This is a genomic window from Fibrobacter sp. UWB2 (assembly GCF_002210425.1).
Lineage (GTDB): Bacteria > Fibrobacterota > Fibrobacteria > Fibrobacterales > Fibrobacteraceae > Fibrobacter > Fibrobacter elongatus.
Window position 1 is genome coordinate 233048 of record NZ_MWQK01000001.1, and the last position, 19066, is coordinate 252113.

The 19066-nt window shown below is 49.9% G+C and carries 18 protein-coding genes; 8 read left to right on the forward strand and 10 right to left on the reverse strand.

Translation table 11 applies throughout. From position 1 onward, the window contains the following. The first annotated feature begins 2 nt into the window (after positions 1-2). The gene (locus tag B7982_RS01085) at positions 3-983 is read left to right on the forward strand and encodes a calcium/sodium antiporter (protein ID WP_088659186.1); all 981 of its coding nucleotides are present in this window, start codon (positions 3-5) and stop codon (positions 981-983) included. On the opposite strand, the gene B7982_RS01090 is transcribed toward B7982_RS01085, so the two are convergent. Genes B7982_RS01090 through B7982_RS01100 form a run of 3 tightly spaced genes read right to left on the reverse strand, consistent with a single transcriptional unit; the run spans position 980 to position 4376 of the window. Continuing rightward, positions 980-3037: a hypothetical protein gene (locus B7982_RS01090; RefSeq protein ID WP_233138304.1), complete on the reverse strand. Its 2058-nt coding sequence runs from the start codon at positions 3035-3037 to the stop codon at positions 980-982. The genes B7982_RS01085 and B7982_RS01090 overlap by 4 nt on opposite strands. Further along, on the reverse strand, positions 3037-3909 hold the full coding sequence (locus tag B7982_RS01095; RefSeq protein ID WP_088629647.1) for a PHP domain-containing protein: 873 nt from the start codon (positions 3907-3909) through the stop codon (positions 3037-3039). The genes B7982_RS01090 and B7982_RS01095 overlap by 1 nt, the downstream gene beginning before the upstream one ends. A gap of 2 nt (positions 3910-3911) precedes the next feature. Further along, positions 3912-4376, reverse strand: coding sequence for a hypothetical protein (locus tag B7982_RS01100; RefSeq protein ID WP_233138305.1), 465 nt, complete (start codon positions 4374-4376; stop codon positions 3912-3914). A gap of 149 nt (positions 4377-4525) precedes the next feature. On the opposite strand from B7982_RS01100, the gene B7982_RS01105 reads away from it, so the two are divergent. Next, positions 4526-5110, forward strand: a complete 585-nt coding sequence (locus tag B7982_RS01105) for a viroplasmin family protein (RefSeq protein WP_088659188.1) — start codon at positions 4526-4528, stop codon at positions 5108-5110. Here B7982_RS01105 and B7982_RS01110 read toward each other — a convergent pair whose 3' ends face one another. Together B7982_RS01110 and B7982_RS01115 are read right to left on the reverse strand one after the other, a co-directional pair. Further along, positions 5111-6133 (reverse strand): agmatine/peptidylarginine deiminase, encoded by a 1023-nt coding sequence (locus tag B7982_RS01110; RefSeq protein ID WP_088659189.1) that lies wholly within the window; start codon positions 6131-6133, stop codon positions 5111-5113. Between the two features lie 20 nt (positions 6134-6153). Continuing rightward, positions 6154-7017, reverse strand: a complete 864-nt coding sequence (locus B7982_RS01115; RefSeq protein ID WP_088659190.1) for a carbon-nitrogen hydrolase — start codon at positions 7015-7017, stop codon at positions 6154-6156. Between the two features lie 160 nt (positions 7018-7177). Here B7982_RS01115 and B7982_RS01120 point away from each other — a divergent pair, with 160 nt between their 5' ends. Both B7982_RS01120 and prfB read left to right on the forward strand, forming a co-directional pair. After that, positions 7178-8185, forward strand: a complete 1008-nt coding sequence (locus tag B7982_RS01120; protein WP_088659191.1) for a peptidylprolyl isomerase — start codon at positions 7178-7180, stop codon at positions 8183-8185. A gap of 150 nt (positions 8186-8335) precedes the next feature. Next, positions 8336-9446, forward strand: a protein-coding gene (gene prfB, locus B7982_RS01125; RefSeq protein ID WP_103143256.1) for a peptide chain release factor 2 whose coding sequence is annotated in 2 segments (ribosomal slippage) — positions 8336-8407 and positions 8409-9446 — 1110 coding nt in all. Because the reading frame shifts where the segments join, the coding sequence is not laid out codon by codon here. A gap of 33 nt (positions 9447-9479) precedes the next feature. Here prfB and B7982_RS14980 read toward each other — a convergent pair. Then, a complete protein-coding gene (locus B7982_RS14980; protein ID WP_198953162.1) occupies positions 9480-9650 on the reverse strand; it encodes a hypothetical protein in 171 nt (56 codons plus the stop codon). A gap of 105 nt (positions 9651-9755) precedes the next feature. Further along, complete coding sequence (locus tag B7982_RS01130; protein WP_088659192.1) at positions 9756-11420, reverse strand: diphosphate--fructose-6-phosphate 1-phosphotransferase; 1665 nt, start codon at positions 11418-11420, stop codon at positions 9756-9758. Between the two features lie 338 nt (positions 11421-11758). Here B7982_RS01130 and B7982_RS01135 point away from each other — a divergent pair, with 338 nt between their 5' ends. Beyond that, positions 11759-12172: a hypothetical protein gene (locus B7982_RS01135; RefSeq protein WP_014545074.1), complete on the forward strand. Its 414-nt coding sequence runs from the start codon at positions 11759-11761 to the stop codon at positions 12170-12172. Positions 12173-12218: 46 nt separating this feature from the next. On the opposite strand, the gene B7982_RS01140 is transcribed toward B7982_RS01135, so the two are convergent. Next, on the reverse strand, positions 12219-12779 hold the full coding sequence (locus tag B7982_RS01140) for a methylated-DNA--[protein]-cysteine S-methyltransferase (protein WP_088659193.1): 561 nt from the start codon (positions 12777-12779) through the stop codon (positions 12219-12221). 17 nt (positions 12780-12796) lie between these two features. Continuing rightward, on the reverse strand, positions 12797-14020 hold the full coding sequence (gene alr, locus B7982_RS01145; RefSeq protein WP_015732468.1) for an alanine racemase: 1224 nt from the start codon (positions 14018-14020) through the stop codon (positions 12797-12799). 499 nt (positions 14021-14519) lie between these two features. On the opposite strand from alr, the gene B7982_RS01150 reads away from it, so the two are divergent. The 3 genes from B7982_RS01150 to B7982_RS01160 all read left to right on the forward strand — a co-directional run bounded on the left by B7982_RS01150 (position 14520) and on the right by B7982_RS01160 (position 18007). After that, positions 14520-15458: an AgmX/PglI C-terminal domain-containing protein gene (locus B7982_RS01150; RefSeq protein WP_088659194.1), complete on the forward strand. Its 939-nt coding sequence runs from the start codon at positions 14520-14522 to the stop codon at positions 15456-15458. 101 nt (positions 15459-15559) lie between these two features. Then, positions 15560-16675, forward strand: coding sequence for an aminopeptidase (locus tag B7982_RS01155; protein ID WP_088659195.1), 1116 nt, complete (start codon positions 15560-15562; stop codon positions 16673-16675). Between the two features lie 102 nt (positions 16676-16777). Next, positions 16778-18007, forward strand: a complete 1230-nt coding sequence (locus B7982_RS01160) for a hypothetical protein (RefSeq protein ID WP_088659196.1) — start codon at positions 16778-16780, stop codon at positions 18005-18007. 68 nt (positions 18008-18075) lie between these two features. Here the strand turns inward: B7982_RS01160 and B7982_RS01165 are convergent, their stop codons facing one another. Next, positions 18076-19065 (reverse strand): aspartate-semialdehyde dehydrogenase, encoded by a 990-nt coding sequence (locus B7982_RS01165; protein WP_088659197.1) that lies wholly within the window; start codon positions 19063-19065, stop codon positions 18076-18078. Between the last annotated feature and the right edge of the window lies 1 nt (position 19066).

The window sequence follows — 19066 nt, forward strand, 5'->3', positions numbered from 1 at the left end:
ACATGATTCTTGCAATTGTGGCCATTGTCGTTGGCCTTGTTCTACTGGTCTGGAGCGCAGACCGGTTTGTGGATGGGGCCGTTGGCGTGGCCCAGTTTTTTGGTATGAGCACATTCCTTATTGGAATGCTGGTCGTTGGTTTTGGAACTTCTGCGCCGGAGATGGTTGTCTCCGTCTTGTCTGCGTTGAACGGTACGCCCCAGCTTGCTTTGGGTAATGCATATGGTTCAAATATTGCAAATATTGCGCTAATCCTTGGCACAACGGCGTTGATTGCTCCGGTTATAGTCAAAAAACAGGCTGTAAAACGGGATATCCCGATTCTCATTGCGACAACGGTACTGACTGTTGTCTTGGTGAAGGACGGGAATGTTTCGCTTTTTGATGGCGTGGTTCTGTTGCTTGCCTTTGTTGCAATTACGGTGTTTAATATTTCGATGGAATTGCGCGATAAGCGCAAGCGAAAAAATGAAGCAACCGAATCTGAACCTGCCGAAAAAGTTTCGATTGTCAAGGCTTTTGCATGGCTACTTGTTGGGCTTGCTCTCTTGATTGCAAGTTCGCGAATGCTTGTGTGGGGCGCTGTTTACATGGCGCAGGCTCTTGGCGTGAGCGACTTGCTGATAGGGCTTACAATTGTTGCCGTGGGGACTTCGCTCCCGGAACTCGCAAGTTCGATTGCGGCGGCTCGCCGTGGCGAGAATGACTTGGCTGTCGGAAACGTTATCGGTTCCAATATTTTTAACACGCTTGTCGTGGTGGGTATTGCCGCTGTCATCACTCCAATCAAGGCGATGGATGCTGAAGTCCTGAGCCGTGATTTGCCGATTGTTTCGGTATTGACGCTTTTGCTTTTCTTTATCTGTATTCCGTTCAAGAAGAAGAATGGCAAGCGCGTGAGTGGCTTTGGACGAATCGGCGGTGCCTTTTTCTTGAGCCTTTATATCGCTTACTTGGTTCTGCTCGGGATTCAGAGCGTTTAATTTCCGAATGTCCAGACGATGCCGTATGCGAAACGGAGGCCTTCGGGCGTATAGCCGGATTCAGGCGCGTAAATGCTGTGGTTGAAGTTCTCGATGCGGTTGTAGAGCTCAAAGGTGAGAATCTGCATACGCGCTTCGAAATCCATCGCTAGGTATTTCTTGAGAGAGACGAGCTCCGGCTCGCCTTTTTCATTGATGGTGCAGTCGTAGCGGTTGTTAAACCACTGGAAATCTACGCGGACGCTTACGCCGAGCCTGTCTTTGACAAAGCGGTTTTGCCAATGGATGCTACCCTTGTAGTAAAGCGAAGGTGTATCGATGAGCTTGGTGCGAGTAATCTTTTCGCCTCGTTCGAAGTAGAACTTCCAGTTTCCAAGACGGAATCCGATTTGCATGAGCCAGTCGAGCGTATGGGCGTGATCGAGATTTTCATAACGGAAGGCCGATTTCACGGAATCTGTAACTTCGGTTATTGTCACGTCGTTAATATCGTCGTATGAACTCGTTGTATCGATTCTTCCTGCAATGGCCCAGTGCGGTTTAATCAAGTTGTTGGCGTGTTCGTAACGCAGCCCGAGACCATAAAAGACATCTCGCTTTTGCCATACGATGTTGGCTGTCGCGCGGTCGCGAACTTCGTATTTTAGATTTTCGTTAGGGAAGGAGACTCGCCCTGTTTCAATTAGCTTGAGCTGGGTGACGTCTGGGAACTTGTTGTCGTGACGGTAAGAGGCGCTAGCCATCAAGTTGTGGGGGAGCAGGTAAGTTCCGTCGATGGAAAATGCGGGGGCAAATTCCACGGTGTCGAGGAGCGAGCTATTGCGCTGCATGCCCGCCTGCACGCGGAACAGGGCTTTCCCGAATAGTGTGTCGGAGATTTCGGCGTAGCCGATTTCGCGGTCCTGATAATACGAGTGCTTGATTTTGTCGTGGCCAGTCTCTTCGGTGTTTAAAAATTCGTATTCGAAGTGCAGTCTGGGGTTCAGGAACATGTTATAGCGAATGTCAAAATTCCCAAGAATTGTTTCGTAGTTGCGGACTTTGCTTGTGTCATAATAGCTGATGTTGATAGTTCGTGTTCCGTATTCGCTATAGGTCGTGTCATATTTATTCGGAATTTTTGGGAGCTTGCGCAAATCCATTTCGTGATTGCCGTAATGGATCTCTGTACCAAGCGTCAAATCCTTGACGGGGTAAAATTCAACGCCACCGCCGTATGTACGCGATTCGATAATGATTCGGTAGGGGTCAGTCTGGAAATTGCGAACCGTCGGGTCGAGTGTATCGAGCAGGACTTTGTGCGTCGAGTTATCCGCATTGTCGAGACTTAAATAGTTTATCTTGACGAACGCCTTGCCGTATCCAAAACGCCAGGTGACTATCGGCTGGAGGTGGATGCTGTTCATGGCGATGTTTCGACCGCCAAACGGGATTTGCGTGGAGTCGCGGCCAAGTGCAAAGAACGGTGAATGCGTTACCGGTTGGTATTCGTACGGCTTCGAAAGCATGTCGGAATGGCTCGCTACACCGAGATCGAGCGTCACCGAGTCCGTGATGAGACGGCGGAATTCAAGTCGCAAAGCGTTGCCTTCAAAGGCTCCGCGTTCCCAGTTCACGTCTGTAATCGGAGTGTCGACCGGGATGCCGTGTCGTTCTTCAAAGAGAATTCCGTTTTCGCCATTGAGCGCAAGCGTTGAACCATCGTAACTTAAACGCGTGGTGTAAATACCTGCGAGCTTGCTCGGGTAGCGCTTGCTGAGACTCCCGATGCCAAGAGACCTGGCGGGGAGTTCCGGACTGCCAAGGATGGACGTGCCGAGCACCCATTCGGATTTTTGTCCAGAAAGGTCATACGTGCGTTGCATGACTTCGCGGAGCGGAATGACCCAACGGCCAGCGTCGGTTTCTCGTGGGGCGGGGTCCGGACCGTTTACTGTTTCAAAAACGGAGTCTTGCGGAGCCGGGAGCTTGCTCGGCTTTGCATGGATTACATCGGCATAAACGCTTGAAACAAGCGTGAACAAAAACGCTAAAAGAAAAATTCCACGATTCATTAGAACCATTCTGCGCGGGATTTTTCGCGCCTTTCTCGGAGTGCCTGGACAACGGTGTAGGGCATTTTCATGCAACCTGGGGGGTAGGTCCCGTTTTCGGTGTGGAAGTCGGAACCGCCTGTGCCTACGAGGCCAAAGCGCTGAGCCATTTCCTTGTACTTGCGGCCAACGGCACCCTTTTGCGCCGGGCTGTAGACTTCCATGCCCTGGATGCCCCATTCCACCATGTTCTCGATGAACTGGTCGCTGAGGCCCGACTTGTACGGGTGGGCGAGTACTGCAATGCCGCCTGCATTTTCGATCAGTCGGATGGTTTCTTGCGGGTTGAGGCCTTTCTTTTCGACGAAAGCGATGCAACCGTCACCGAGGTACTTCGTGAACGCTTCGGAGAAGTTCGAGATGTATTCTTCATCGACGAGCGACATCGCAATGTGCGGGCGACCGATGATTTTACCCTTGCAGTAAGAATGCACTTTTTCGAATGTGATGCCGATGCCGAGCGCATTCAGCTTTTTGATAATTGCCTTCACGCGGGCGATGCGCTGCTTCGCGAAATCCTCGAGTTCCATGTTCAGGGCGAGGTTCGTTGGGTCGCAGAAGTACCCTAGAATGTGGATGTCCTTGCCCTGCCATACTGCAGAAATTTCGATTCCCGGGATGATTTCGAGACCGATTTCCTTGGCCGGTTCTTCGGCGAGCTTGTAGCTATCGAGGTTGTCGTGATCCGTGATGGAAATGCAGCGGAGCCCCTTGCGCTTGCAGAGCATGAGCAACTCGTCGACAGAGAGAGTCCCGTCGGAGAGCTTGGTGTGCATGTGCAAGTCTGCATAGCCGCCATTTTCGGTGATGATTGTCGAAAACATCTTTTGCATGGCTAGCCTTTTTTACCCTTTATAAAATAGCGTGCCATCATCCGAGCTGGCGAAATCGTCTTAAGCGGGTGGAGACTCACGTTTAAGAACGGGAATTCCTTCGCGCAATCAAAGCCGACTCTGCAAGCGGCACCACTAATAAGGGCGAGGTATAAAAATTGCGGTTTGTAAGGGCCTGGGTAAACGCAGGCTACGGGGGCGTAAGTTTTTACTTGGTATTCAAGCTTGTCGAACAGCGTTTCTCCGTAACGGCAACCTTCGTCTGTGTAGTAAGAAACTTGTGCCTTTGTCGTTGAAAAGAGAATTTCTAGATCGCCATGGGCAATAAACAAGATTTTTTTGAGACTTTCTTCGGGGAGCTCGCTTAGGATGATTTTCGCGAATTCCTTGTCTTCTGGCATAAAGAAGACAACCTTTTCTTGACTCTGTAGACATTCAGGGAAAGAAAAGGCCTTAGTTTTCTTCATTTGCCCCGCTTTACGTATAAACCACCGATAAAGCAGTGGCTTGCAAAGAAAGCGCAAAGCAAAAAAACGTTTGCCGTTGGCAAAGTACTCTGAAGAAAACAATTGGTCTCCTAATTCTAAATTCAATAAAAATATATTAAATTTGCGCCATGCCTAAACAGAAGTTCTATGCCATAAAAAGCGAAAATGAAAAGAAAATCGTAACCACGTGGGATGAATGCCTTAAACTCACTCACGGTGTTAAAGGTGTTTTGTTCAAATCCTTCGGTTCCCGCGAGGAGGCTCAGGCTTGGCTCGACGGAATGGAGGCTCCTGCGCCCGATGGGATCCGAGTATTTGTCGATGGTTCTTTTTCGCCGGGATTTGGCCCTGCTGGCTGGGCATTTGTTGTAACCGAAGACGACAAGGAACTTGCCCGCGGTTCGGGAATTACGGCATTCGATGCTGAAAGCCGTAATATCGATGGGGAAGTGATGGCTTCGTTCCAGGCAATGAAATGGCTAGATGCGCACGATATGAAGGGCGTCATTTGCCATGACTACGAGGGCATTGCACGCTGGGCTAAGGGCGAATGGCAAGCCAAGAGCAATATCGCCAAGATGTATGTGGCGGCTGCAAAACCTTATCTCAACCGAGTGCAGTTCGAAAAGGTCGCCGCCCATACTGGCGTCAAGTGGAATGAACTTGTAGATAAATTAGCAAAAGAAGCAATCGCAAAAGCGAGAAAGAAATAATTACTCGCTTTCGTGCTTGCTCATGCAGTGGAGGCTGCCGCCTTCTTCAATCACAGTGCGGCAATCAATGCCAATCACCTTGCGATCTGGGTACACGCTCTCGAAATACTTCTTGGCCTTCGCATCGTTTGCACACTTGTATTTCGGGAAGATGAGTCCTCCATTCACATAGATGTAGTTCATGTACGATGCCGGGAGAATTTGTCCGTCATCGAGCACGCGCTGCGGCGGAAGCGGGAGCGTATCGACCTTGGCGGTTTCGTAATGTTCCTTGAGCCAGCTTTCGATGAACTGCTTGGCTTCGGTTAAAATCGCGTAGTTGGGGGAACGCTTGTTGTCCGTCATGCACATGACGACTCTGTCTTTTTCGACAAAGCGTGCCACGTTATCGATGTGGCCGTCCGTGTGGTCGCCGTGCAATCCGTGCGGGAGTACGAGCAATTCCTTGAGGCCGAAAGCCTTGCAGAGGGCCTTCACGACTTTCTTCAAATCCTTCTCGTCATTGCGGTTCTTACCGACGAGGCAATCTTCGGTCGTGATGCCGAGACCGTCGCCATTGACTTCGATAGCGCCGCCTTCAAAGATGAACGGAACGCTTTCGTTGAGCGGGAGTTTTTGCTTTTCGGCAATCTTTTGCGGGATGGCGTTGTCGAGTCCCCATGGTGGGAACTTGGCGCCCCAAGCGTTAAATTGCGTTTCCGAGACGACCTTCTTGTCGCCTTTCTTCATAAAGAACGGACCGTAGTCGCGAATCCAGATGTCGTTCGTCTTGATGACGATGAAGTTCACCGGGAACGGACGATTGGCGAGAGATGCCTTTTCTTCGTCGGTCAAAAAGTTCTTGGCTGGGAGTAACAGGTTCACCGGCTGGAATTCCGTGATGTTACGGATAAGTTCTACATAGAACTTGCGGATGTTGATGCCGCGTTCACCATACCAGTTCGTCTTGTTGTGCGGGAATGCAAGCCACGTGGCGCTCTGCTTTTCCCATTCCGCCGGATAACGTACTTTTGCAATACTCATTCTTTCGTCTCTCGTCTAGTTTAATCAGCCCAAATCTTGAGGATGTCTTTGTACAAGTCCACGCGTCTGTCGCGGAAATGCGGCCACCAGCGGCGATTTTCTTCGGTTTCGGCAAGGTCGAGCTCGACATAGCTTGCACCCAAGAATTCAGGATCGCACTTTTGCAAGATGTATCCGTCCGGTGCGGCAACAAAGCTTGTGCCCCAGAACGTGAGGTGACCTTCGACGCCTGAGCGGTTTGCTGCAATCACGAATGTGCGGTTTGCAATGGCGTGTCCGCGCATGACCGTCATCCAGCTATCTTGCTGGCGCGGGTAAATTTCCTTGGGCTCGCTATCCATCCAGCCAATTGCGGTCGGGTAGATGAGCACGTCGGCACCCTTGAGACTCATGATACGGGCGGCTTCGGGGAACCACTGGTCCCAGCAAATGAGCACACCAAGCGTACCGGCGCTAGTCTTGATGGGTTCAAAACCGGTGTCGCCCGGAATAAAGTAATACTTTTCGTAGAAGGCGGGGTCATCGGGGATGTGGCTCTTGCGGTAAAGCCCTGCGATGCTTCCGTCGCGTTCAAACACGAATGCGGAGTTGTGGTAAATGCCACGGGCACGCTTTTCAAAGAATGGGAACACGACAACGGCGTTCAGTTCCTTTGCGATTGCCTGCCATTCGGCAACAATCGGGTGGTCCTTTTCAATCGCCAAGTCGAAAAAGTCTGCGTTTTCTTCGAACGGGAAGTACGGAGTGTGGAAAAGTTCGGGGAGGACGAGCAAATCGATGTCCTTGCCCTTGAGCTTGAGAGCTTCGTCCTTGTACCACTTGTTGTTGGAGTCGAAATCCCCGGTCCACTTGCCTTGCAACGTATATACTTTAATCTTGTTCATGTGCAATAATTTAGCAAAAACGAGCCTTATGTTCAATTTTTTGTAAGAACATTGTTTTGTTTGCGTAAAATCACAATTATGATACGCCCGAAAGTTGTAAGTTTTCTATATTAACCTCTGAATTTTTAAAACCCTTGAATTTTTTTTAAAAGGATAAATAATGTCTCTTAAACTCATTTCTCGTGGTGCTGCTGCCGTGCTCCTTACCGCCGGTATTGCTTCTGCTCAGTTGATGAATTCTAAAAGCATGGATGTCATCCGTGTCGAAAAGACCGGTATTTCTGCAGGCAAGATTGATAGCCTTGCAACGATGCTTGGCCAACAGCAGGCTCCGGGCCAGAAGTTGACTGATGAAATGATGACTCAACTTCGCTATGCCGTTGTCGATAACCTCGTGGGTCAGGAACTCATCAAGCTCGAAGCTAAGAAAATGGGTATCAAGGTGTCTGCGGGTAAGGTTGATAGCTTGACCGCACTCTTCAAGAAGCAGTTCCCGAGCGAAGAAGCTTTCCAGAAGGAACTCAAGAAGTCTAACACGACGATGGCTCAGTTCAAGTCCAAGATCGAAGACCAGCTCAAGAGCGAACAGATTCTCGAAAAGAAGGTCCCGTATCCGACTGCTCCGACCGAAAAGGATCTCGAAGCTTTCTGGCAGCTCAACAAGAGCAAGGTCGTCCTCAACGATACGATTAGCGGTGCTCGCATCTTTATCTCTACCAAGGGTAAGAGCGCTCAGGAAATCAGCGATGCCAAGGACATGTTGAAGGGTCTTGCAGCTCAGGTTCGCTCCAAGAAGGCAACGTTTGCTCAGCTCGCTGCAGTCTATAGCGATGACAAGGAAGCCAAGAAGACTGGTGGTATCATGAACAAGTTTGTCGCAAAGTCCAAGGGCGCTGCTTTTGCCAAGGCTGTCGATAAGATCAAGGTTGGCGAAATTTCTGAAGTTATCACGGAAAAAGATGGCGTTTCTATCTTCATGCTTACCGAAAAGAACGACGGCAAGTTTGAAAGCTACAAGCACCAGATCGACTACATCCTCCGTGTGCAGGCCGAACAGGAACGCCAGGCTAAGCTCAAGGCTTACCTCGATGACCTCGGCAAGACTTACAAGGTCCAGTACCTCGACAAGAAGTACGAACCGCCTCAGGCAATCGGCGCTGCTAAGTAATAGCACGAACTGTTTGTACGTGTCATTCTGAGCGAAGCGTAGCGAAGTCGAAGAATCCAGAGATCCTTTTGGGTCCTTCGATTTTGAATCTACGGTTCTGCACTCAGGATGGCACTTCTTTTTTTAACTAGCTGATATTAGAGGTTTGATATGGCATTCAACACTACTCACACTGGGCTTATCGAGTTGCGCAGCCGCATCGATAAACTCTGGGGGTATCTTTGACTTAGAAGCAAAGACCGAAGAACTCTACGTCCTTGAAAAAGATTCCGGCGACCCGAACCTGTGGAACGATCAGGAAAAGGCGCAGGCAATGATGAAAAAGATTGGGAACCTCAAGGGACTCATTGATTCCTGGAAAGAAGTTTCCCAGACGTGTGATGACCTTGCCGAGCTTTATGAAATGAGCAAGGACGAGGAATCTGCCGACCTCACGGCAACGCTCGAATCCGACATTGCGGACCTCAAGTCTAGAGTCGAAGCGATGGAATTCAAGAAAATGCTGAACGGCCCGGACGATGCCTGTGCATGCCTTATGTCTATTCATCCGGGTGCAGGTGGTACGGAGTCCCAGGACTGGGCATTGATGCTTTTCCGCATGTACACGCACTTCTTTGAACGCGAGAAGATGGACTTCAAGGTCGTGGATTTCCAGGAAGCGGAAGATGCGGGCCTCAAGAGTGCAACGATTGAAGTCACTTGCGAAAACGCTTACGGCTTGCTCCGTTCTGAAATTGGTGTCCATCGCCTGGTGCGCATTAGCCCGTTTGATGCCAACGCTCGCCGCCATACGAGCTTTACTGCCGTTTATCTGTACCCTGAACACGAAGATGTGGAATTCGATCTCGACATGTCCGAAGTCCGTGTGGACACGTACCGCAGTAGTGGTGCCGGTGGTCAGTACATCAACAAGACGGATTCCGCAGTGCGTATGACCCACTTGCCGACAGGCATCATGGCGAGCTGCCAGACAGAACGTTCGCAGATCCAGAACCGTGAAACCTGCTACAAGATGCTCAAGACCATGGTCGCAGAACACTACCGCTTGGAAGAAGAAGCCAAACGCGATGCTCGCATGGCCGAGAAGAAAAAGGTCGAATGGGGTAGCCAGATCCGCAGCTACGTGTTGCAACCGTACCAGCTCGTGAAGGACCTCCGCACAGGCGTTGAAACGTCTGACACCGCGGGCGTGCTCGACGGAAAAATCAAGCCGTTCATCGACGCTTATCTGCTAAGTACAAGCGAAGCGAATAAGGGATAGAAAATGTGGCGGGTTTTGCCCGCCATTTTTCTTTTATTTTAAGTTGTACTTTTCCTTGACAGCGATGCGCTCTTCTTCGGAAAGGCTCTTGATATAGCTTTTCCAGCCTGGGCAAAAGTTTATATGGAATCGCCAAATGCGTCCAATCAGCGACTTGGAGTTTTTGTCGTATTGTGCGCGGAGTTTGCAATTTGCACAAGCCATTTTTTGACACCTTTTGTTGATTGTGATTTTTCTTAATATACAATAAAAATGCTCCCGGTGGAAGCCAGGAGCATTTTATTTTTTTATGCTGTTTTGAAGTAAAAATTACTTCATTGCACCGCGTTCGAGCTTAATCGTGAAGTTCGTGATGTCGCAAACTTCGCTCGGACCCCAGTACTGGATCGGACCCGGATAGGTGTAGGATTCAGTCTTAGCCCATTCGTCGCGGCGAGCGGCGAAGTACTTGAACGGAGCGCTCATCGGGCCTTCGAGTTCAACGAGTGCCTTGCGGATAACCGGCTTGTCGGCACCGTGACGGCGTTCGATGTTCATCATCATGGTGATCGGAAGGCCGCCAGCGACCCAGTTTTCGATACCCTTAGTGACGTTGCGGACAGAGCTCATGTAGCCGTTCATGCCATTGAGGGCGAGAACAGAGGCTGCAAAGCCGAGGCTGTAGCAGTAGTCAGCGTCGAAGTTGGACGGAGCTGCGCAACGGCCTTCGTAACCGAAGAAGTGGTTGAGAGCAGAGAACTTGCCCTTGAAGTCACCACGGTTCTTGAGTTCCTTCTTGACCATTTCGATGATGAGCTTTTCAGTTTCGATGAGGGAAACCTGAACGTTGCCATGGCTGTCGCGTTCGAGCATGAGCTGGGCCTGGATGCCAGCCGGGAGGCTCTTGAGGACTTCAGCGGATTCTGCGCTGACCCATGCGCAGAGCTTTTCGACCTTAGCAGCCGTGTCGAGACCTTCGACTTCGGCTTCGTGGTGGGCGAGAGCTTCAGAAAGTTCAGAGATAAGGACGCCAACGTCCGGGATGAATTCGAGGAGGCCTTCCGGAATGAGGGCGACACCGAAGTTCTTGCCCTGAGCTGCACGAGCATAGACAACGTCAGCAACCTGCTTGATCACGTCCTTGAGCTTCATCTGCTTTGCTTTGACTTCTTCAGAGATAAGGCAGATGTTCGGGTGAGTCTGGAGAGCGGCTTCGAGAGCGATATGGGAAGCAGAGCGGCCCATGAGCTTGATGAAGTGCCAGTACTTCTGAGCGGAGTTAGCATCGCGCATGATGTTGCCGATGAGTTCAGAGTAGGTCTTCACAGCGGTGTCGAAACCGAAAGAGGTTTCGATGAATTCGTTCTTCAAGTCACCGTCGATGGTCTTCGGGCAACCGCAAACGCAAGTCTTAACGCCCTTGGACTGGAAGTATTCACCGAGAACAGCAGCGTTCGTGTTGGAGTCATCACCACCGATGATAACGATAGCGTCGAGGTCGAGCTTGTTAGCAACAGCGATGCACTTGTTGAACTGTTCTTCAGTTTCGAGCTTGGTACGGCCAGACTGGATCATGTCGAAGCCACCGGCGTTGCGGTAGGCGTCCATCTTGGCGTCGTCAATTTCAATGTACTTGCCGTTTTCGAGACCGCTCGGACCGCCGAGGAAACCGAAAAGGACGGAATCCTTGGAAACGGACTTGATGCCGTCGTAGATACCGGCGATAACGTTATGTCCACCCGGAGCCTGGCCACCAGAGAGGACCACGCCCATGCGGAGTGCCTTGCCAGCCTTGGCTTCGGCAGCTTCGAACTGAACAACCGGAAGACCGTAGGTGTTCGGGAAGAGTTCCTTGATCTTGGCCTGGTCGCTAACGGATTCCGTAGCTGCACCCTTGTTAATCTTCACGCTCAGGGCACCGTTCTTGAGGGAGACCGGGAGCTTCGGCTGATAGGCCTGACGGGCCTTGGTCAGTACAGAGAGATTTTCGGACATTGTTTATTCCTTTTTTATTTGCCCCGCATTCGCGGGTTTTTGGTTAAAATCCGGCGTAAATATAGAAAATTAGACGAAAGACGAAAGATGAGTGGCAAAAGAAAACGTGCCATTCTGAGTTCCGGAACAAGTTGGGGATAAACTCCGGCCGAATGGGCGATGACAAAGAATCAACAGAAAGTTGATTACGAAATGTGATAAAAGTCAAATTTTTGTATGTTTTTTTTAACTTTTTATTCCAAATTAGAGTAAATTTTACTATATATGCGGCGCGTAATAAAAAAGTAATGAGTGCCGTGTGACAATCATTACACAAAAAGCAATAAGAAGGTGAGTGTATGAATGTTTTAATCTGGGGATCCGATACGATCCTTGGCCATGGGCTCCTGTCCATGCTCAAGGACATCAAGGATGGTGTTTTCAACGCTATCGGTAATATTGAAATTGGGGAAATCTTTGCCTGTGATGCAGAATCCGACAAAGATGTCATCGACGAGGCTTGTGCCAACGCCGACTTCGTTTTCAATTTGTCTTACGGATTTAAATCTGACAAGCTCATCGAAGGCTTGAACGTTCATAACAATACTTGCCCGGTGCTGTTGGGCCATTCCGTTGGCGACAAGAGCCTCTTCCGCGAATATGCTCAAAGCAACAACGTGCCGATTCTTGAATGGGCTCCGAACTACGACATGGAACTCCTGAGTGTCGAAGCTCAAGTCTACGACATGCTCGGTGCACTGCAATGCGCATAAACTAGACGAAAGATATTTTAGGCGGTCTTTAGGACCGCCTGTTTTGTTATTCCAACATTAATTCATTTGGAATGGCTCCCTCCATGCAGAGTAGCCTTCTTTTTAGGCTGACGCCAAGCGCGTAGCCACTCAGGCGACCGCGGCTATCAATCACGCGGTGGCAGGGGATGACGACTTGAATCGGATTGTTGTGTAGTACGTTTCCGACAGCACGGACTGCTTGCGGATGTCCGACGGCTTCGGCAACTTGTTTGTACGTACAAGTTTTACCATATGGAATATGGCGTGTGACTTCGAGAACTTTTTTTTGGAAGTCGGTGCCGTAGATTTTTATGGGTATAGAAAACTCGCAGATTTTGCCTGCGAGGTACAAATTAAGTTCGTTCACGGCCTTGCGGTAGGCGCTGCGAACGCGGCTGTTTAATTCAGTTTCCATGTCGGGGCTTGCATAGGCGCAAGCCTGCACGTTGCTCGGAGTCGCTTTTACTTCGTCTGAAGTTTCCCGAAATTTTAGGCCACAAAGTTTGGATCCTTCGAAGATAAAGGTCCATTCGCCCCAGACATTCCGGTGGCTTATCTTTGTGAATTTCGGGTCATTAAACTTCATACCATGCGGTGCTTCTCCTAGCGCAATGGATATTCCTTGAAATCCTTGACGCCGAATTCTTCCTTGAGGTAGTCCCAGCGCACGAGGCGGTTCTTCCAGTAGTACTTGCGGTACAGGCGGCGAGCCACGCGGCTAGTGATTTCGTACGGAATCGTGTGGTGTTCTTCGGCAACGCTTTCCATCGAAATGCGGAAGTCGAGTTCGCCATTCACGACGTCAACGGTTTCGCCGACTTGCACATCCGGGATGTGGCTTACGTCGACCATGGTCGCATCCATGCAGACACGTCCGAGAATCGGGCAGAGCTGTCCACGGATAAAGACAAAGCCCTTGTTGTATTCGCCGCGGAGGTAGCCGTCACCGTAACCGATAGCGATGGTTGCGATGCGCGTGAGCTGCTGGGCTGCCCAGTAACCGCCGTAGCTAACGGTTTCACCGGGTTTCACGTCGTGCACGTGGCGGATGGTGGACTTGATTTTCATGACCGGCTTGATCGGCAATGTGGTCGGGATTGCTCCCATGCAGTTGTAGCCGTAAAGCGTGAGACCTGGGCGCACCATGTCGAAATGGCTTTCGGGGTGCGTGAGCGTGCCTGCGGAACTAGAGCAGTGGCAAATTTCAGGACGGAGTCCTTCGGCTTCGAGCACATCGACGAGTCGTGTAAAGCGCTGAATCTGAATTTCCGTTTTCGGGTTGCCCGGCATGTCGGCTGTAGCGAGATGCGTGAACATGCCTTCGAACTTGAGATGCTTGAGGCTGAGTGCTGCGCGAATGTTGTTGAAGTCTTCTGCGTCAAAGCCGTAGCGGTTCATACCCGTGTCAATGGCGAGATGAGCCTTGCATTCTGTACCAGTTTCACCGAGGAACTGGTCGAATGCCATTGCAGTGCGGATGTCGGTAATGGCAGCCGTGAGCTGGTATTCGACAAAGTACGCAAAGTCAGACGGAGTGCAAGGACCAAGTACGAGAATGGGCAAGTCCATGCCGTACTGGCGAAGGAGCATGCCTTCGCTGATGTGGGCAACGCCGAGGTAGTCGGCACCACCGAACTTGGCGGCAAAAGAGCAGGCGAGGCTTCCGTGGCCGTAAGAGTCGGCCTTGACGGGGAGCAAAATTTTTGTAGAGGCCGGAATCTGGCTTCTAATAAATTGAATGTTGTTGCAGAGAGCGTCTAGGTTGATTTCAATCCAGTTCGGGCGAGCAATCTTATTTAAGTCAGGAGGAGTAGCTAAAAGTTTCATGATAATGGAAATATAGGTAAGTCTTTTAAAAATGGGTCCACGTTCGGTAAAAAAGCGCAAATATAGGGGGTGTTTTGCAAATTTAATTCCAAATTGGAATAAATTATACTGGGCTAAGTTTTGTAAAAATCTAGGGCTGAGAAAAAATCGAAAATTGCGAGCAACCCCAGTAACTACGCGCAAAGCCTTATTTTATCTGAGTTTACAAACATTCGTATGAAATTTTCTTTACTGTTTTGTAGTGGTTTTTGCATTTTTTTTATTGGTACTTTATGGGTGTGGTAAGGATGTGGGTTGTTTAAGTAAATACCTTACTTTGTAATAAAGTTTTTCTGACATTGTATGTAATCGCGTGAAACTTCGCAATAAAGGCTTGTTCGGGTAGCCTTATTCCGAAGTGTTGCCATTCGGCAAATTGATACTCCGCTCACGGGGTAGTTGGTTTGCTGATACCAAAAAAACAAAAACATCCAATTTCCTGAAAAGGGAGGATAAAATCATGAAAACAACAAAACAACAACAAGATGCGTTCATCGCATCCCTGATGCCAGATTCCGACAAGAAGATGGTGCGCATTTCTGGTGCATCGCTTATTGTCGCGTTGATGCTTGGCTTCTGGGCTTCTACGTATGAAAGCATTATCGATGAGGTCATGTTTGATCCACCGGAAAAAGAACAAATAGGGGTTTCTGTAAACATGGAGACGATTAAAAAGCCGGATCCACCTAAGAAACCTAAAGTACAGGAAGAAATCATTCGTAAAAGACCGGGTGGTGGCGGTAAGCCCGCTGGAGACGGCGACACTAGAGCGCCTATTAACCGTGGTGTTCTTGAAAGGTTGACCGCTATGACAAAGACGGCGTCGGCGCAAGCATACGACCTTGCGAATAAGACATTTGCCAAAGATATGGTAAAGACGCTTAAAGTTCTGAATGGTTTACAGGTGACGGGTAAGACTAGCCTTGCCGATAGACGTCGCGGTAAACCGAATGTTGGTTTCAATTCTGGAAGCATTACGGGAGGTTCTGGTGGAATTGGCGACATGCTTAACGGCTTGCTCGGCGGTTCTGCTGGTGCTCTCAAGACAACGGCAAAAATGAAAAATATGCCGATTCCCAAGATGAATGAAATCGATATGGGTTCTGCAGGTGCATCCCGTTCGGCTTCTGAAATCATGAAGGTGGTTAAGCAGCGTACGCCTGGACTCCGTCACATTTACAATACCCATTTAAAGAAAAAGCCGGGGTTCCAGGGTAAGGTCACATTGAAGTTCACGATTGCACCGGGTGGTGAAATCATAAGCATTGCTGTGGCAAATTCGACGACAGGATTCCCTGAATTCGATAGCGCCGTCAAGTCTGCTGTTAGCAAGTGGACTTTCAATAAAATCAAATCGGGTAATACGACGGTGACGATTCCGTTTACCTTTACGGAGTAATGGAATGATAATTGGAGTAGAATAAAGACAAATAGATTTTTAAATTTAAGTCGGCGATTTTTGTCGCCGACTTTCGGTGATTTTAATTTATGGGGTAAAGAATGAAGGATCCTCGCATTACGCAACTTGCAGAAAATTTGATTAACAACGCCATTGCACTCAAGGCGGGCGAAAATATTTTAATCGAAACGACCGACACGCCGGACGAGCTCTCGACAGAACTCATCAAGGCGGTTGCCAAAGTTGGCGGTAACGCATTTGTCCACAATTACAATAGCCGTGTACGTCGTGAAGTTATTCGCAGCGCATCCGAAGAACAGATGAAGCTTTCTGCGGACCTTGCGATGAACGAGATGAAGCAGATGCAGGCTTATCTCTCCATCCGCGCGATGAACAACGCCATGGAGAACTGCGATATCGATGACAAGAAGATGCTTGCGTACAGGACCATCACGCAGGACGTGCTCAACTACCGCGTAAACAACACACGCTGGTGCGTGCTCCGCTGGCCGAACCCGTCCATGGCTCAGGGCGCAAAGATGAGCACGGAAGCGTTCGAGGACTTCTACTTCAAGGCTTGCCTTGCCGATTACCCGAAGATGCAGCGCGCCGCCCAGGCTCTGGTCGACCTCATGAACAGGACGGACAAGGTGCGTCTTGTGGCGCAGGATACGGACATCACGTTCAGCATTAAGGATATTCCGGCGGTGCCGTGCTGTGGCAACATGAACATTCCCGATGGCGAAGTCTATACGGCGCCGGTGCAGGGGAGTATCGAAGGCGTTATCCATTACAACACGCCGACGCTTTACGAAGGCAAGCAGTTCAGCAATATCCGCCTCGTTTTTAAGCAGGGGAAGATTGTCGAAGCGACTTGCGAAACGGGCGACAACAAGAGCCTGAACGCTATTTTTGATACGGACGAGGGCGCTCGTTATGTGGGCGAATTTGCTATCGGCTTTAACCCGTTTGTGCTTTCTCCGATGTGTGACATCTTGTTCGACGAAAAGATTGCTGGCTCCATCCACTTTACGCCGGGCATGTGCTACGAAGATGCCCCGAATGGGAACAAGTCTGCAATCCATTGGGACTTGGTGCTGATTATGCGTCCTGAATACGGTGGCGGCGAAATCTGGTTCGATGACAAGCTCATCCGCAAGGACGGACTTTTTGTGGTCGATGAACTTAAGTGCTTGAATCCGGAGAACTTAGGATAATAGTTAAAATCATACTTTTGGTAGCTGTTGACAAAAACTGATAACTGGAATTAATTATATTTTTGTCACACAAATCAAAAAATCTTATTACAAGGAAAGATTATGAATTTAAAAACGATGTTTGGCATTGGCCTCGTTAGCGTCGGTGCAGCTTTTGCACAGGAAGCTTCTGAATCGAACGCTCCTTCCATGAGCGAACAGCAGCTCCAGCAGCAGGAAGAACAGGCTGCTGCTTCTGAAAGCCTTACGGCTCCGGTTCCGTTTGTCGCTCCGGAAATTCCGAAGGACTCCAAGCGCACTCCGTTCAATGCCATCTTGCATGGCAAGTCCTACAACAGAAACAGCAACATGGCCGCTGCTAACAATACGGACCTCTTGCTCAAGTATCCGAACTTGTTTGCAAACCGCAAGTTCTTCTACATTGAACCGACCAACAAGCTTGGCATTGTTTCTCTCGGTTCTTTCTTCACGGCTTTTGACATTAGCAAGGCTACGCATGACGATAGCCAGCTTGGCCGTCTCACTCTCGGTTACGCCGTTCCGGGCTTCGGCTTCTACGTAAGAGCAGGCCTTGGCCGTGACCGCGTCAGCAACGATGCTGGCGTTGTTAGCACGACTTACGGTGGCGATGACTGGGCTGCAGCAATCGCCAAGAGTTTCTTGGGCATGAACGTTGCTGCCGATGTCGACTGGCTCACCACGAAGAAACAGACTCATAATGATCCGGACCACGGTACTGAAACCGAAGACCGTTTTGACAGCCTTACCGTTAACTTGAGCTTGACCAATGCTCCGACCGCCAAGAACTTCACTTGGACTCTCGGTGCAAGATTCGTCAGCTTCAACAATGAAACCGAAATTGATGGCGATGTTGAAAAGGCTAACGACCCGGCTTCTTTCTGGGACCTTTCTCCGTACATCCGCGCTGGTCTCTCCGTTCTTGAAAACGAAAATGCTCGCATCCTTATCGGTGGTGCTGCCATTGTCTCTTACAGAAATTATGACGATCCGGTTGACCAGTATGCCATTACCGCTGTTCTCCAGCCGAGCATGCTTGGTGAAGTCTTCGTCGGCGAAGAAAAGAACTTCTTGTTCTACGGCGAAGTCGGTTACGACTGGGTGGCTTTCCAGTACTTGAAGAACAACGATTCCGATATGAGCCGTATGATGGACGTGATGAACTCTGTGAACGCTTCTATCGGTTTCCGTTACCAGTACAAGGACTTCCTTGCTGTTGAACTCGGCCTCGGCGAAAAGCTCTTCACTGGCCTTGGCAACTACTTCCAGGCTGATGGAACGTTCATCGACTTCAGTGCGATGATCCGCTTCTAATAGAAGAAATGATGATAAAAAAAGAGTCTAGCGAATGCTAGACTCTTTTTTAAATGCGCGAATCGCGATTAGAGGCGTTCTGCAATCTGGACGGCGTTGAGAGCAGCACCCTTGCGGATCTGGTCACCAACAATCCAGATGTTCATGCCGTTTTCGCAAGCGAGGTCCTTACGGATACGGCCGACGTAGACGTCGTCCGTGCCCATGAGGTTGAGCGGCATCGGGTAAACGTTGTTTGCCGGATCGTCGCAGAGCTGGAGGCCTTCGCCGTTCTTGATGGCGTTGCGGACTTCTTCAACAGAGAGTGCGCGTTCAGTTTCGAAGCTGATGGCTTCGGAGTGGCAGCGGAGAGCAGAAACGCGGACGCAGGTAGCGGCGCAGCGGACATCGCTGTGCATGATCTTCTGCGTTTCGTTGAACATCTTCATTTCTTCCTTCGTGTAGCCGTTGTCGGTGAACACGTCGATGTGCGGAATGAGGTTGTATGCGAGCTGGTGTGCGAACTTCTTCACGGTGACCGGCTTGCCTTCAACGATTTCCTGGTACTGCTGCTTGAGTTCGGCCATGCCAGTTGCACCGGCACCGCTTGCGCTCTGGTAAGAGGAAACGTGGATGGTCTTGATCTTGCTCAAGTCGTTAATCGGCTTGAGGGCGACAACCATCATGATGGTCGTGCAGTTCGGGTTAGCGATGATGCCCTTGTGGAGCTTGATGTCTTCCGGATTCACTTCCGGGACAACGAGCGGAACGTTCGGGTCCATGCGGAAGAAGCTCGTGTTGTCGACGACGACTGCGCCTGCGTCAACAGCAATCGGAGCAAATTCCTTGGAAACGCTTGCGCCTGCAGAAGAGAGCACGAGGTCAACGTTCTTGAATGCGTCCTTGCAAGTCAGTTCGACTTTGAGCTTTTCGCCCTTGAATTCATATTCACGGCCGACACTGCGTTCGGAGGCGAGGAGCTTCAAGTTCTGAAGCGGGAAGTTACGTTGTTCAAGAATCTTGAGGAGTTCTTGACCTACTGCGCCAGTGGCGCCCATGATCGCTACGTTACGAATCATA

Coding starts and splice junctions, on each gene's coding strand:
- B7982_RS01160 (WP_088659196.1), top strand. CDS start 16,778: ATGAATTTAAAAACGATGTTTGGCATTGGCCTCGTTAGCGTCGGTGCA.
- B7982_RS01105 (WP_088659188.1), top strand. CDS start 4,526: ATGCCTAAACAGAAGTTCTATGCCATAAAAAGCGAAAATGAAAAGAAA.
- B7982_RS01165 (WP_088659197.1), bottom strand. CDS start 19,065: ATGATTCGTAACGTAGCGATCATGGGCGCCACTGGCGCAGTAGGTCAA.
- B7982_RS01155 (WP_088659195.1), top strand. CDS start 15,560: ATGAAGGATCCTCGCATTACGCAACTTGCAGAAAATTTGATTAACAAC.
- B7982_RS01110 (WP_088659189.1), bottom strand. CDS start 6,133: ATGAGTATTGCAAAAGTACGTTATCCGGCGGAATGGGAAAAGCAGAGC.
- B7982_RS01095 (WP_088629647.1), bottom strand. CDS start 3,909: ATGCAAAAGATGTTTTCGACAATCATCACCGAAAATGGCGGCTATGCA.
- B7982_RS01120 (WP_088659191.1), top strand. CDS start 7,178: ATGTCTCTTAAACTCATTTCTCGTGGTGCTGCTGCCGTGCTCCTTACC.
- B7982_RS01090 (WP_233138304.1), bottom strand. CDS start 3,037: ATGAATCGTGGAATTTTTCTTTTAGCGTTTTTGTTCACGCTTGTTTCA.
- alr (WP_015732468.1), bottom strand. CDS start 14,020: ATGAAACTTTTAGCTACTCCTCCTGACTTAAATAAGATTGCTCGCCCG.
- B7982_RS01150 (WP_088659194.1), top strand. CDS start 14,520: ATGAAAACAACAAAACAACAACAAGATGCGTTCATCGCATCCCTGATG.
- B7982_RS01140 (WP_088659193.1), bottom strand. CDS start 12,779: ATGAAGTTTAATGACCCGAAATTCACAAAGATAAGCCACCGGAATGTC.
- B7982_RS01115 (WP_088659190.1), bottom strand. CDS start 7,017: ATGAACAAGATTAAAGTATATACGTTGCAAGGCAAGTGGACCGGGGAT.
- B7982_RS01100 (WP_233138305.1), bottom strand. CDS start 4,376: ATGAAGAAAACTAAGGCCTTTTCTTTCCCTGAATGTCTACAGAGTCAA.
- B7982_RS01085 (WP_088659186.1), top strand. CDS start 3: ATGATTCTTGCAATTGTGGCCATTGTCGTTGGCCTTGTTCTACTGGTC.
- B7982_RS01135 (WP_014545074.1), top strand. CDS start 11,759: ATGAATGTTTTAATCTGGGGATCCGATACGATCCTTGGCCATGGGCTC.
- B7982_RS01130 (WP_088659192.1), bottom strand. CDS start 11,420: ATGTCCGAAAATCTCTCTGTACTGACCAAGGCCCGTCAGGCCTATCAG.
- B7982_RS14980 (WP_198953162.1), bottom strand. CDS start 9,650: ATGGCTTGTGCAAATTGCAAACTCCGCGCACAATACGACAAAAACTCC.